This is a genomic window from Nonomuraea guangzhouensis (genome assembly GCF_019396345.1).
GTDB lineage: Bacteria > Actinomycetota > Actinomycetes > Streptosporangiales > Streptosporangiaceae > Nonomuraea > Nonomuraea guangzhouensis.
Map to the genome: position 1 here is coordinate 193,998 of NZ_JAHKRM010000014.1, position 13,817 is coordinate 207,814.

Here is a 13,817-nt window from a genome sequence, read left to right on the forward strand (position 1 = left end):
TGACGATATGAGATGTGGCTGGGTTCGCCCTGGCCGTAAACGCCTAGGCCCGGCCCTGTCATGCAGGGCCGGGTAGGCGTTGCGGAGTGTCAGCAGTCGCGGCAGTTCAATCCGACGCTGCCGGTGCGCTTGAAGTCGGGCTGTGGTGGGTCGAAATGGCCGTCGGGGTTCCATGCAGCTCAGGCTGATCCAGACGTGATCACTGACATCCGGATTGTGTTGGTTACAACTTCTTGATCACACCCGTTGAGAAGAACTGAACCAGCAGGACGGCGACATGCACAGCAGCCTGAGCCGTTTCCTGATTGATCGGGCTGGTCGTTGGGCCACCTGCGTGACGATCACGCTGACCGTGCCACAGCAAAGCGATCAGCTTCGTGACGGATTCCGCGGAGGCCGGCGAGCCGTGCTTGTCGGCGATCCCCAGGATGTACTTGTGCGGCACCAACTCCAGATGCGCCCGAACCTTTCCCAACGTCGGCTGAGGATCGGTGGGGATCGTCAGCGGAATCGCCACCGCCTCCACTGCCTTGACGGCCTCGCTGTAGGCCAGGGCAGGGTTCGGTTGGTATCCGAAGGCCGCATTCCATGCTCTACGCAGGTGACCTGACGCGTCAGAAGGGGCCGCGTTCTCTGTGGCGATGGTTGCCTCGACGACAGTGTCATCGACCCTGCGCTCGAGTCCGTCGTAATCCTGCTTCACCTGCCAGGCGGACCCCGCGCTGCGCAGTATGTTCTGTAGATCCCTGACGTGGAGCAGCCACAATTTCCGCTTCTCCGCGGTCCTCTCGTCCACGGTGGGATCAAGAGCACCAGTCATGATCCGATTGACACGGAGTGCCGCATCGACGGCATCGAGGAGGACCACCTCGTTCGCCTGCGTCATGTCGAAGGTCTGCGGGTTGAGATTGAGGTTCTGGTGGATGAGGAGTTCGACAGCGCGAGCAGTGTCGGGGAAGCCGGTCATGCTGCGGCTAGACCAGAGCGCGAGATGGGGGCGCAGGTAGTCGGGTACACCTTCGACGAGTTCGCGCTCGCCATTGAGCCCGGCCACGCGCTCGCTGAGAGGCCGCCACGGCGGTTCGGACGTCTGGTGGGTCATCGGGCAAGGATAGGGAAGGCGAATTGACCGACTGCCTTGCTCGATTAACTGGCCTTACCTTCGCCGGTGCCGGCGCATTCCTCAAGCGACTCAGACCTCGCCTGGTAGCTCTTGCGTGGGCCTGATCCGATCCGATGACGGTGAAACTGCCAGTAGATCTATGCCCAGGCAGGGTGCCCGGGGAACCGGAGGTGATGGAGGCCCGGGTCTGGACAGAATTACGCCGGCCCATGCGCGCGATTCCGGTTCTCGCCCGGGTGCTGGACACCTACGACACTTCGTATGCCCGCGAACTGGCGCTGTATTTGAGCTGGCTGGCCGTGGCGCTGGCCGACGCCGCGAGCCCGAAGCCGCGATCGGCGCAGCCTTGTGGATCACCGGAATCGACGACCACCCGCCACACGGCTCTGCGCGTATTCTGCTGGTTCTGGACAGAGCGCGGTGCTTGCGGCGAGAGGGGTTGGTGGTGCTTCTCGAACATCCAGAACGCGTGGGCCCCATGCCGGAGCACGCCACGGTCAAAGATCTGATGATCCTGGCCACCAACGCAGCAGCCTCGCGCTACTTCACCGAGGAACAGGCCCGCGTCATGTGCGCGGCTGTCGTGCGGATCACAAATCCGGTTATTTCGACCCGGCGTCGGTAGCCGTCACGTCGGCGCTCAACACGGCTCGCGCCGGCGGCGATGTGTGCGTCGGCCTGGACGTCCTGGTCAGTGTGCTCGACTCCTTCGCTGAGCGCCACGGCCTGCTTTCCGAGGATGAGATTCTTGCTCGCGAGCTCGGCTATGTCCGCGTCCCGGACGAATTCGGCCGCGAACTCGGTCACCCGTCTCCGATGATGTCTTCACTGTCGATCTGCGGGTTGCCTCCAAGCCGGGCCGATGAGGCCGGCCGTCGGTGACGGCGACACCGGCGAGCTGGCACGACAGCACGCGCCCCTGCGGAGGGTGTCCGCCGCTCGCCGCTCCGCGTCATGGTCACAGGAGCAGGCCGAACAGCCGGGTCATGCGCTGCCAATGCTCGCTGGAGGGGTTCTTGAGGTCGGGTTCGACGATCTTGAGCGCGCGGGCGAGCGCCATGGACAGCCCGCCGGCCACGGCCGGCAGCCGGGCCTCGGCGTCTACGCTGAGCGACAGGTCGAGCGGTGGCAGCGCGGTGAGCTGCTCCAGGATCGGCGATAGCTCCAGCTCCTCGTCCAGGTCTCGGAAGTCGTGCATGTTCTCCTGCAGGCCCTTGGTGATGGGCAGGTCCCATGGCTGGATGATGTCGCGCCTGTTCTCCTTGGCCGCGGCCTCGGCGACGACGAGCATGTCGTACAGCTTCTGGTTGACGAAGTCGTTGAAGCGCTTGAGGTCGTTCTTGTCCACGTTGAGTCCCGCGGCGGTGCGGAAGAAGCGCTCGAACCTGGAGTGTGCCATAACCGGCATGTCGATCACCGTCTTCTCTGTCGATTTCCTGTGGTGGTGAACCTTTCGTGCACCAGGCGCACGGCCATGGCGCCCTCTCCCACCGCGGAGGCGACCCGCTTGACCGATCCGCTGCGGACGTCGCCCGCGGCGAAGACGCCCAGGTGGTCGGTCTCCAGGGGAAGCGGTGCATTCCAGGTGGTGGATTGTCCCGTGATGATGAAGCCGCGGTCGTCGAGCGGCACGGCGCCCTCCAGCCATTTGGTGTGCGGGTCGGCGCCGATGAAGACGAACATCGCCCTGGTTGCGATCTCCAGGGACTTCCCCGTGCGCTTGTTGCGGACGCGGACACTTTTCAGCGTGCCGTCGCCGATGAGCTCGTATACCTCGGTGTTGTGCATGATCTCGATGCCGGGCGTGCGGTCGAGCTCGTCGGCGAGGTAGTGGGACATGCTGGCGCGCACGTCGTCACCGCGTACGATCATGCGCACCGATGACGCGTTCCTGGCCAGGTAGAGGGCCGCCTGACCGGCGGAGTTGCCGCCGCCGACGATGACCACCGGCGAGTGGCTGCACATGCGCAGCTCGAATGGGGTGGCCGCGTAATAGACGCCCGATCCCTCGTACTTCTCCAGCTCGGGGACCTCCAGCCGCCGGTAGCGGGCGCCGGTGGCGATGATCACGGCGTGGCCCTTGACGGTGCTGCCGTCCGCGACGACGACGCCGTAGAAGCCGTCGTCCGGCTGCAGGCCGGTCGCCTCGGCCGGGACGGTCAGCACCGCGCCGAACTTCCGCGCCTGGATGATGGCGCGCTCGGCCAGCTCGGCGCCCGAGATGCCGGCGGGGAAGCCGAGGTAGTTCTCGATGCGGGAGGAGGTGCCAGCTTGGCCGCCGGCGGCCACGGCGTCGAGCACGATGGTCGTCAGCCCTTCCGAGGCCCCGTACACGGCGGCGGCCAGGCCCGCGGGGCCCGCGCCCACGACGACCAGGTCGCTGACCCCGTCGCTGGGCATCGGGGCGGGCAGGCCGATCGCTTTCGCCAGGTCGGCGACGGTTGGGTTGCGCAGGACCTTGTCGCCGCGCCAGATCACGACCGGGGTGTTCTCGGGCGGGATACGCAGCTCGCGCAGCAGCGCGTCCGCCTCCTCGTCCTCCTCCAGGTCGATCCACCGGTGCGGCACCCTGTTGCGGGCGGCGAACTCGCGCAGCCGCCGGCAGTCCGCCGAATAGCGGGAGCCGATGATGCGGAAGCCGGTGCCCAGCCCGATCAGCAGGGACCGCCGGGCCAGGTAGGCCCGCAGGATGAGGTCGCCGAGCGTCTGGTCGCGCGCCACCAGCGCGCGTACCTCCTCGGCCGGCACGGCCAGCACCTCGCCCGGCTCCTGGACGATGGCGGTCAGGAATCCCGCCTGGCCGGTGAGCAGGCTGAGCTCGCCGAGGAACCGGCCCGGGCCGTGGACGGCGATCGTCCGCTCGTCCGGGCCGTGCCCCTCGACCATGGCTACCTTGCCGGTCAGCACGACGATGAACTCCGTGGTGGGCTCCCCCTCACGGAACAGGACGTCGCCTCCCGACACGGTCCGGCGCTCGCCGCGGGGGGAGAGCTCGGCGAGCTGCGCCTCGCTCAGCCGGGGATAGGCGCCGTACAAGTCCGGCGTCTCGGGTACCGGCGGTTCGGGTGGCGGCGTCATGCGTGCGCCTTGACCGCGTCCTCGACCCATCTGCGCAGCTCGTGGGCGGGCGCGGCGCCCGCCCGCTGGGCGACGACCTCGCCGCGGACCATCATCATGAGCGTCGGGATGTGCTTGATCGTGAAGCGCTCGGACAGGTGTGGCGACCGGTCCACGTTGACTTTGACGAGTTTGACGCGGCCGGCCATGTCCTGGGAGACCTGTTCGAGCGCGGGCGTGACCATCCGGCACGGCCCGCACCAGTCCGCCCAGAAGTCGACGATGACCGGTAGCGCCGATCGCTCGGCGACTTCGGCGAACGTGTCGTCGCCCGCCTCGGCGGTCCACGGCAGCGGCTGATGGCAGTTCCCGCACTGGGGGGCGCCGTCGGCCGCGGCCGGGACCCTGTTCCGTTTGCCGCAGTTCGGGCAGGCGAGGGTGGTCGAGATCATGTCAGCTCCCCGGTCCGGTGAAGGTGACGCTCAGCTCGCCGTGGTCGACGTCGACCATCACGGTCGAGCCGTCGGGAGCGTCGCCGGCCAGCAGCGCCCGCCCGATCCTGGTCTCGACCTCGCGGGCGATGAACCGGCGCAGCGGCCGGGCCCCGTACACGGGGTCATAGCCCTGGTTGGCGATGAGCTTGAGCGCCTGGTCGGTGACCCGCAGCGTGAGCCGCCGGTCGGCCAGCCGCTGCCTGACGTCGTTGAACATCAGGTCCACGATCCGTTCGATCTGGGACTCGGTCAGCGGCTTGAACAGCACGATGTCGTCGACCCTGTTGAGGAACTCCGGCCGGAAGTGCGTGCGCAGCTCGTTCATGACCCGGTCGCGGGCTTCCGGCTTGATCTCGCCGTCGGAGGTGACCCCGTCGAGCAGGTACTGCGAGCCGATGTTCGAGGTCATGATGATCACGGCGTTGCGGAAGTCGACCGTGCGGCCCTGCGCGTCCGTCAGCCGCCCGTCGTCCAGGACCTGCAGGAACGTGTTGAACACGTCCGCGTGCGCCTTCTCCACCTCGTCGAAGAGGACCACCGAGTACGGCTTTCGCCGCACCGCCTCGGTGAGCTGGCCGCCCTCCTCGTACCCGATGTAGCCGGGAGGGGCGCCGACCAGGCGGCTGACCGTGTGCCGCTCCTGGTATTCGCTCATGTCGATGCGGACCATGTTGTCCTCGGTGTCGAACAGCGTGGCGGCGAGCGTCCTGGCCAGCTCGGTCTTGCCGACGCCGGTCGGTCCGAGGAACAGGAACGACCCGACGGGCCGCCGCGGATCCTTGATGCCGGAACGGGCGCGGATGACCGCGTCGGCCACCAGCCGCACGGCCTCCTCCTGGCCGATGACCCGCTCGTGCAGGGTCTCGTCCAGGCGCAGCAGCTTCTCGCGCTCGCCCTCCTTCAGGCGGGTGACCGGGATGCCGGTCCAGCGGGAGACGATGTCGGCGATCTCGTCCTCGGTGACGACCTCGCGCAGCAGCCTGCGGCCGCTCTGGCGCAGGGTCAGCTGCTCCTCCTCCGCCTGCAGGCGGCGTTCCAGCTCGGGCATCTTGCCGTGGCGCAGCTCGGCGGCGCGGTTGAGGTCGTAGTCGCGTTCGGCCTGCTCGGCCTCCCGGCGCACGGCCTCCAGCTCCTGGCGCAGGGCCTGGACCTTACGCAGGGCATGCCGCTCGGACTCCCATTGCGCCCGCATGGCGTCGGCCTCGGCGTGCAGGTCGGCCAGCTCCTTGCGCAGGTCGGCGAGGCGGGCCTTGCTGGCAGGGTCGTCCTCCTTGGCGAGCGCGGCCTCCTCGATCTCCAGCCGCATCACCCGCCGGGTGAGTTCGTCGAGCTCGGCGGGCATGGAGTCGATCTCCGTACGGATCATCGCGCAGGCCTCGTCGACCAGGTCGATGGCCTTGTCCGGGAGGAACCGGTCGGAGATGTAGCGGTGGCTCAGCGTCACCGCGGCGACGATGGCGCTGTCCTGGATCTTCACGCCGTGGAAGATCTCCAGCCGCTCGCGCAGCCCCCGGAGGATCGATATCGCGTCCTCTTCGGACGGCTCGTCCACCAGGACGGGCTGGAACCTGCGCTCCAGGGCCGCGTCCTTCTCGATGTGCAGGCGGTACTCCTGGACCGTGGTCGCGCCGATCATGTGCAGTTCGCCGCGGGCGAGCATCGGCTTGAGCATGTTGCCCGCGTCCATGGCGCCTTCGGTCGCCCCGGCTCCGACCACGGTGTGCAGCTCGTCCACGAACAGCAGGATCTGTCCCTGGGCAGCCGTGACTTCGTTCAGCACGGCCTTCAGGCGTTCCTCGAACTCGCCGCGGTACTTGGCGCCGGCCACGAGCGCGCCCATGTCCAGGCTGAAGACGGTCTTGTCGCGCAGCCCCTCGGGGACGTCCGCGTTCGTGATCCGCTGGGCGAGCCCTTCCACGATGGCGGTCTTGCCGACGCCGGGGTCGCCGATCAGCACCGGGTTGTTCTTGGTCTTGCGGGACAGGATCTGGATCACCCGGCGGATCTCCGTGTCGCGGCCGATCACCGGGTCCAGCTTGCCCGCCCGGGCCTCGCTCACCAGGTCGCGGCCGTACTTCTCCAGCGCCTCGTAGGCGACCTCCGGCATGGCCGAGGTGACGCGCTGGTTGCCCCGGATGGCGGTCAGCGCCTCCAGGAACCGGTCCCTGGTGAGCCCTTGCTGTTGCAGCAGCCGGCCCGAGGGTGTGCCGGCGCCCTCCTCGATCAGGGCCAGCAGCAGGTGCTCGACCGAGACGTAGTCGTCCTTGAGCCGTTTCGCCTCCCGCTCGGCGGTGTCCAGCAGCCGCGACAGCCGCTGCGTGACGTAGACCTGTCCGGGTTGCGCGCCCGGGCCGCTGACCTTGGGACGGCGTTCCAGCTCGTGCTCCAGGTCCCCGCGCAGGGCCTCCGGGTCGGCTCCGGCGTTCTGCACGAGCCGGGGGGCCAGCCCGTCCGGCTGTTCGAGCAGGGCCAGCAGCAGGTGCTCGGCGTCGATCTCGGTATGCCCGTAGCGCAGCGCCTTCGTCTGGGCGCCGTGCAGGGCCTCCTGCGACTTCTGCGTCATACTGTTCGGGTCCACTCCAGTCCCCCTAGTGTCGTGAGGCGTGCGTACGCAGGGAGCTCTCCAGCGCCTCGATCCGGTCGAGCAGGTCGGTCACCAGCCCGATCGCGGCATAGTTGATCGACAGGCCCTCGTGCAGCCGCCGGATGCGGGCGGCCGCGGCGACCTGGGAGAGCGGGAAGCAGAGCTCTCCCCTGGCGTCCCTGACCGGTTCCAGCAAGCCGAGCACCACCAGGCGGCGGATGGTCTCCGGGTGCAGCCCGGTGACCCGCGCATAGGAGTCCAGGCCCAGCCGTGTCGGGCGGACGATCGCGTACGTCGTCATGAGCCCCTCCTCGGGTTGAACCGGGACGTGGCGGCGAGCTGTTCGAACAGGCGCCGCTCCTCCTCGGTGAGCTTGGCCGGCACCACGATCCGCACCTCGGCGAACAGGTCGCCGGGCTTGCCGCGGGGGTTGGGCATGCCGCGCCCGCGCAGCCGCAGGCGGCGCCCGGTCGAGGTGCCCGGCGGCACTTTCAGCTTGGCCTCGCCGCCCGGCGTGTCGATGGCGACCGTGGCGCCCAGCGCGGCCTCCCAGGGGGCCAGCGGCAGGTAGGTGTGCAGGTCGCGGCCCTCGACGCGGTAGCGGGGATGCTCGGCGATCCGGACGATGAGGTAGAGGTCGCCCGGCTGGGCGCCTTGGCTCCCCTGGCCTCCCTGGCCGGCCAGCCTGATGCGCTGGCCGTCCGTCACCCCGGGCGGGATCGTGACGTCCAGCCGCCGCCCTCCGCCCAGCGTGATCGTCCGGCCCCCGCCGTGGTAGGCCTCCTCGACCGGGATTGTCAGCTCGGCTTCCTGGTCCGCGCCCTGCACCGGCCCCCAGGAGCGCCTGCCCCGGCCGTCGAACATGCCGCCGAGCAGGTCCTCGAAGTCGATACCTCCGGCGCCGGTCCCGAAGTCGTCGCTCGTGCGCCATTGGCCACCTCCGCCACGTGCTCCGGCTCCGGCTCCGGCTCCGGCTCCGGCTCCGGAGCGGGCACGAGCGCGGGAACGGGCCCTGGCGTACTGCTCGGGGTCGACGTCGGGCGGCACCTGGCGGAAGTCGTGCCCGAACGCGTCGTACTTGCGGCGCCTTTCGGGATCCGAGAGCACGGAGTACGCCTCCGAGATCTCCTTGAAGGTGTCCTCCGCCCCCGGATCCTTGTTGACGTCCGGATGGTATTTGCGGACCAGTTTGCGGTAGGCCCGCTGGATCTCGTCCTGGTCGGCACTACGGCCGACTCCGAGCACTTCGTAGAAGTCGCGTCGGTCGGCCATCACTCCGCCTTCTTGGCTACCACCACCACCGCCGGGCGCAGTTGCCGCTGGTCGTCGCCGTAGCCGGGCTGCAGCACCTCCACGACGGTGCCGGGTGCGACGTCGTCGCGTTCGACGGTCGAGACCGCCTCGTGGTGCTGGGGATCGAACGGTACGCCGGTCTGGTCCCGGCGGCGGTAGCCGAGGCGGTTCAGCGTGGCGACCGCCTGGTCGCGCACCGCGCGCACCCCCTGGATGAGCGGATTGGCGTCGCTGTCCCCATCGGCGGCGCTCAGCGCGCGCTCCAGGTTGTCCAGGACGGGCAGCCACTGGGCGGCCACCTTGTCCCGCTCCTCGACCCGGAGCCGCTCGGTGTCCCGGGCGATGCGCTTGCGGACGTTGTCCAGCTCGGCGACCGCACGCAGCCACCGGTCCTCCAGCTCCGCCAGCTTCGCCTCCGCTTCCGCGAGCGGCTCGGCCTCGTCGGTGCCGGCCTGAACCGCCCGCGCACCATCCTGGTCCGTACGCTCTTCGTGGCCGTTCATGTCACTCCGTGTCAGAGGTGGTGAACTCGGCGTCGATCACGTCGTCGTCGGCCGGGCCGCCCGAAGCGCTCTCCGACCTGCCCTGCGGGGGCACGTTGGCCGACTGGCTGGTCTGCAGCGCCTGGTTGACCTGCTGGAGTTCGCCGCTGAGGCCGCGCAGCCGGTCGATCGGCGCCTCCTGCTTGATCGCCTCGCGGGCGTCGTGGACGAGCTGTTCGGCACGCGCCTTCTCGTGGACGGGGACACCGTCGCCGAGCTCTTGCAGGCGGCGTTCCACCTGGTAGGCGACCGAGTCCAGCTCGTTACGGACTTCGATCATCTGCCGCAGCCGGAGGTCCTCGTCGCGGTGCTGCTCGGCGTCCTGGATCATCCGCTCGATCTCCTGCTTGTCCAGCGTGGAGGTCTCGCTGATGGTGACCTTCTGCTCGGCGCCGGTGTCCTTGTCGCGGGCGGTGACGTTGAGGATGCCGTTGGCGTCGATGTCGAAGGTGACCTCGATCTGCGGCTCTCCCCGCGGCGCGGGCCGGATGTTCTCCAGCCGGAAGCGCCCGAGCACCCGGTTGTCGGCCGCCCGCTCCCGCTCCCCCTGAAGGATCACGATGTCGACGGCATTCTGGTTGTCGTCGGCCGTGCTGAAAGTCTCGGTCCGGCGGGCCGGGATCGTCGTGTTGCGTTCGATGACCTTCGTCATGACGCCGCCGAGCGTCTCGACGCCCAGCGACAGGGGCGTGACGTCGAGCAGGACGACGTCCTCGACCTCGCCCTTGAGGATGCCCGCCTGGATCGCCGCGCCGATGGCCACGACCTCGTCCGGGTTCACCGTCATGTTGGGGTCCTTGCCGCCGGTCAGCCTGCGTACGAGGTTCTGCACGGCGGGCATGCGGGTCGACCCGCCGACGAGGATCACCTCGTCGATGTCCGACGGCCTGAGCTTGGCGTCCTCCATCGCCTGCTCCACGGGATGGACACAGCGCTCGACCAGGTCGGCGGTGATCTGCTCGAACGTGGAGCGCATGAGAGTGGTGTTGAGGTGCTTCGGCCCCGCGGCGTCCGCCGTGATGAACGGCAGACTGATCGTGGTCTGCGTCACCTCCGACAGCTCGACCTTGGCCTTCTCCGCCGCCTCGAACAGCCGCTGCAGGGCCTGCGGGTCCTTGCGCAGGTCGATGCCCTGCTCCTTCTGGAACTCATCGGCCAAATGGTCGACGATCCTGCGGTCGAAGTCGTCCCCGCCGAGGTGCCCGTCGCCGGAGGTCGAACGTACCTCGACGACCCCCTCACCGATGTCCAGGACGCTGACGTCGAACGTGCCGCCACCCAGGTCGAAGACCAGCACGGTCTCATTTCCCTTCTTGTCCAGCCCGTACGCCAGAGCCGCGGCGGTCGGCTCGTTGATGATCCGCAGGACCTCCAGTCCCGCGATACGCCCTGCGTCCTTGGTCGCCTGGCGCTGGGCGTCGTTGAAGTAGGCCGGGACGGTGATGACGGCCTCGGTCACCTTCTCGCCGAGATACTTCGCGGCGTCCGCGGCCAGCTTGCGCAGCACGAGGGCCGAGACCTCCTCGGGCGCGTACTGCTTGCCCTTGACGTCGAAGCGGACGCTGCCGTCGGGCCCCTCCGCCACGTCGAAGGAGACGGCGTTGATCTCGCTCTTGACCTCGTCGAATCGGCGGCCGATGAAGCGCTTGGCCGAGTAGATCGTCCCTTTCGGGTTGAGGATGGCCTGACGACGGGCGAGCTGGCCCACGAGCCGCTCACCCTGGTCGGTGAACGCGACCACCGACGGCGTCGTACGGGCGCCCTCCGCGTTCGGTATCACCGTCGGATGCCCGTCCTCCGTGGCGGCGATCACCGAGTTGGTCGTGCCGAGGTCGATGCCTACTGCCTTCGCCATTGCGGCTCCCCCTAGCGATTGATGCTTTCGAGCGATTCACGCGCCCGGGGGCGCGCTCTCCGACTCGACGAGGACTTGGTGCTCGTCGGCCACCAAGCCGCTCTCCGAGACGAAGTCCCGCCGGCCGCCCGTCAGCGCATGCGCGATCAGTCCGTAGACCCACACCATTTGAAGCTTTCGCGGGAGCTGCCGCGTCACATCCCCCATACGTGTAGTTCTGGCGCTCACGCGTCAGTCGCCGGGCTCGTCGCGCCCCCGGATCGTCACGAGGCGGGTGAGTTCGACGCGGGAGTTGATCTGCAGCTTGCGGTAGACGTGCCGAAGGTGGAAGGCGACCGTGTGCGCGCTGATGAACATCTGCTCCGCCACCTCCCGGTTGGACCATCCGTCGGCGACCAGGAGCGAGACGTTGAGCTCGGTCTCGGTGAGGCTGCCCCAGCCGCAGACGGGCCGGTCGGCGTAGCTCCAGTGGCGGTGGCGCACGCCCATGCCGCGCAGCCGCTTGCGGACGCGGGCCGAATCCCGGACGGATCCGATCTCGTGGTAGATCGCGAGCGCGCGGTCGAGGCTTCCCACCGCGTCGTCGTGCCGCCCGTCGGCGGCCAGCAGGACGCCGAGGTCCTCCGTGGCCGAGGCCTTCCCCCACATGTCGTCGGAGCGCGCGGCGGCCTGGGTCAGCGCATCGCGGTCGCCGTCGAGCAGGCCGCGCGCGTGCGCGGCGGACGCGGTCAGGGCGAGCACACCCGGGTTGACGGCCTCCAGTTCCTCTGCGGTGGCAACGATCGTCTTGGCCACCTCGCGGTCGTCCACGGCGAGGGCGACGCGGACCAGCCAGGCGCTCGCGGTGGGGTTGACGGCAAGCGTCGAGCGTTGCCGTTCGAGCAGGCCGGCCAGCAGGGGCATCGCCGCCAGCGGCCCATCGCTCGCCTCCGTGATCTGGGCCGTCAGCAGGGCGTGGCCGGGCGAGTCGCCGTCCAGGCCGGCCATGTGCCGAGCGGCCGCCCGCAGGTCGCCGCGCCGCAGCGTGACCGTGGCCAGGACGGCGGTGGCCACTGCGGCGGGCAGGGGCGTGGCCCGGTCAGCGGCAAGGCTCAGCGCCCGCTCGGCCTCGCTCGCGGCGCCGTCCAGCCGCCCTTCGAGTAGCTCGGAGCGCGCCACGAGAGCGGAGATGTCGGCCTCCCAGGCGTGGTGGCCGTGGGCGGACATGTCCTCGCGCGCGTCCTCGACGAGCAGCCGCGCCTCGTCCAGCCGGTGGAAGTCGGTGAGCATCGCGGCGGAGGCCAGCCGGGCGTCGTACGGATGCACGGCCGAAACGTTCGCGCCGGTCAGCTGCCTGGCGTCGGCGGCCAGCGCCAGCGCGTCGGTCAGGCGGCCCTCGTCCCGCTCCGTCTCCGCCAGCGCGATCAGGGCCGCCGCTGTGAGCACCGCGCCGTGCCGGCATCCTCCCTCGACGACCTCTTGCGCGTACGCGCGGACGGACGCCCCGTCGCTGCGCAGGCGCGTCATGGTGGAGAGGCGCACAAGCAGTGCCCGGTCGCGTATGTGGCCGGGAAGGTCGGGCACGGCCAGCACCGTCTCGGCCTCCCGCATGGCCTCCTCGAGGCTGCCGGTCAGGTACATAACATCCGAAAGCACGCAGCGCAGCTCGGCCAAGCTGTGCGTCGAAGCGTGCGCGAAGGAGTTCTCGGCCAGGCCGCCGCGGACCAACTGCTCGGCCTCCCGCAGCCTCCCCTCGGCTATCGCGGTGTCGACGACCGCGACCAGGTCGACCTGACCCAGCAGTGCCAGCCGTACGGGCGGCGGGACCCGCTCGGCGACGACGAGCCTGACCAGTTCGTGGCGGAAGGCGAGATCGTGCGCGGTAGCGGCAAGGATGCCCGCTGCCATGGACTCCTTCACCGCGGGCAGCAGCGCGGCCGGTGTCGTGCCGAGCAGAGCCGCGGCCTGCTCGGGGTCGAACGACCGGCCGAGCACGGCGGCCGTCTCCACCAGGTTCCTGGCGACTGTGCTCAGGCCGTCGATCCAGTGCCGTACCACTCTGATGAACCGGTCGGGGACGCGCAGGGCGATGCCGTCGAGGACCTGGCCCTCGTCGACCTGGCCTTCGTCGCGCAGGCCGGTGAGCAGCGCGATGATCAGCAGCGGGTTGCCACCCGCCGCGTCCACCAGGGCCAGTGTCTCCGGATCCGGCTCGACTCCGAGCGTGTCTGTGGCCAGGGCGACGGCCGCAGACGGGGACAGCGACGAGAGCCGCACCCGGCCGGCCCCGTGTCGCTCCAGCAGGTCAAACAGGGAGGCGGACTGGTCCTGTTCGCTGGCGGTTGAGCGGCTCAGCAGCCACCCGATCGGCTGGAGTTCGAGCAGGCCGTGGAGGGTGCGCAGGGCGACCAGCGTCGCCGGGTCGGCCCACTGCAGGTCGTCGAGCACTGCCAGGACCGGAGCCGTGGCCCGTTCCTCGAAGCCCGTTCGCAACGCTTCCAGCGCCCGCGAGCCCGGGTCGAGCCGCAGGTCCAGGGTCTCGAACAGGATGCCACACGGCACCAGCTCGCCCAGTTCCTCCGGCGCGCCCCGGAGCACGGCGATGCCGCGCTCGCCGGCGGTGGCTGCGGACTCGTCGAGCAGCCGGGTCTTGCCGGTCCCTGGCTCTCCGTCCACCAGCAGGGTCGCGGCCTTGCCCGCCTGAACGGAGTCGAGCAGGCCGGCCACCTCATGCCATTCCAGTTCGCGTTCCCGCATGTCAGACCTCCTGCCCGCCGGGGAATGGTGAAGCCCATGCTCCTGCAGATCTTTCGCGCCACTGCACGTCTCGGGGATGTGGCCGGGGAGCAGCCGGGAGAAGAGTTGAGGTGATGCCCGGAAAGGAGTCGGC

Annotated in this window: 13 protein-coding genes; all 13 read right to left on the reverse strand. The window is 69.4% G+C overall.

What is annotated here, in order from left to right; translation table 11 throughout:
- Window positions 1-223 precede the first annotated feature (223 nt).
- Window positions 224-1,102 carry a hypothetical protein gene (locus KME78_RS28670; protein WP_219532480.1) on the reverse strand — a complete coding sequence of 293 codons (879 nt, stop codon included), beginning with the start codon at window positions 1,100-1,102 and terminating at the stop codon, window positions 224-226.
- 268 nt (window positions 1,103-1,370) lie between these two features.
- Entirely contained in the window at window positions 1,371-1,583 is a 213-nt protein-coding gene (locus tag KME78_RS28675) for a hypothetical protein (RefSeq protein ID WP_219532481.1), read from the reverse strand.
- An 80-nt stretch (window positions 1,584-1,663) separates the two neighbouring features.
- Window positions 1,664-1,930, reverse strand: coding sequence for a hypothetical protein (locus KME78_RS28680; protein ID WP_219532482.1), 267 nt, complete (start codon window positions 1,928-1,930; stop codon window positions 1,664-1,666).
- 151 nt (window positions 1,931-2,081) lie between these two features.
- The gene (locus KME78_RS28685; protein WP_219532483.1) at window positions 2,082-2,531 is read right to left on the reverse strand and encodes a DUF1931 family protein; all 450 of its coding nucleotides are present in this window, start codon (window positions 2,529-2,531) and stop codon (window positions 2,082-2,084) included.
- A gap of 5 nt (window positions 2,532-2,536) precedes the next feature.
- Complete coding sequence (locus KME78_RS28690; protein ID WP_219532484.1) at window positions 2,537-4,201, reverse strand: FAD-dependent oxidoreductase; 1,665 nt, start codon at window positions 4,199-4,201, stop codon at window positions 2,537-2,539.
- Window positions 4,198-4,632 carry a thioredoxin gene (trxA, locus tag KME78_RS28695; RefSeq protein WP_219532485.1) on the reverse strand — a complete coding sequence of 145 codons (435 nt, stop codon included), beginning with the start codon at window positions 4,630-4,632 and terminating at the stop codon, window positions 4,198-4,200. The genes KME78_RS28690 and trxA overlap by 4 nt, the downstream gene beginning before the upstream one ends.
- A 1-nt stretch (window position 4,633) precedes the next feature.
- A complete protein-coding gene (gene clpB, locus KME78_RS28700; RefSeq protein WP_219532486.1) occupies window positions 4,634-7,237 on the reverse strand; it encodes an ATP-dependent chaperone ClpB in 2,604 nt (867 codons plus the stop codon).
- Window positions 7,238-7,262: 25 nt separating this feature from the next.
- Window positions 7,263-7,559, reverse strand: a complete 297-nt coding sequence (locus KME78_RS28705; protein ID WP_214640716.1) for a chaperone modulator CbpM — start codon at window positions 7,557-7,559, stop codon at window positions 7,263-7,265.
- Window positions 7,556-8,530: a DnaJ C-terminal domain-containing protein gene (locus tag KME78_RS66355; protein ID WP_219532487.1), complete on the reverse strand. Its 975-nt coding sequence runs from the start codon at window positions 8,528-8,530 to the stop codon at window positions 7,556-7,558. The genes KME78_RS28705 and KME78_RS66355 overlap by 4 nt, the downstream gene beginning before the upstream one ends.
- Complete coding sequence (locus tag KME78_RS28715; RefSeq protein ID WP_219532488.1) at window positions 8,530-9,054, reverse strand: nucleotide exchange factor GrpE; 525 nt, start codon at window positions 9,052-9,054, stop codon at window positions 8,530-8,532. Before KME78_RS28715 ends, KME78_RS66355 begins: the two co-directional genes overlap by 1 nt.
- A gap of 1 nt (window position 9,055) precedes the next feature.
- Window positions 9,056-10,948, reverse strand: a complete 1,893-nt coding sequence (gene dnaK, locus KME78_RS28720; protein ID WP_219532489.1) for a molecular chaperone DnaK — start codon at window positions 10,946-10,948, stop codon at window positions 9,056-9,058.
- A 36-nt stretch (window positions 10,949-10,984) separates the two neighbouring features.
- Window positions 10,985-11,116, reverse strand: coding sequence for a hypothetical protein (locus tag KME78_RS66360; protein ID WP_281428886.1), 132 nt, complete (start codon window positions 11,114-11,116; stop codon window positions 10,985-10,987).
- Window positions 11,117-11,179: 63 nt separating this feature from the next.
- Window positions 11,180-13,684 (reverse strand): LuxR C-terminal-related transcriptional regulator, encoded by a 2,505-nt coding sequence (locus tag KME78_RS28725; RefSeq protein WP_219532490.1) that lies wholly within the window; start codon window positions 13,682-13,684, stop codon window positions 11,180-11,182.
- Window positions 13,685-13,817: the final 133 nt, after the last annotated feature.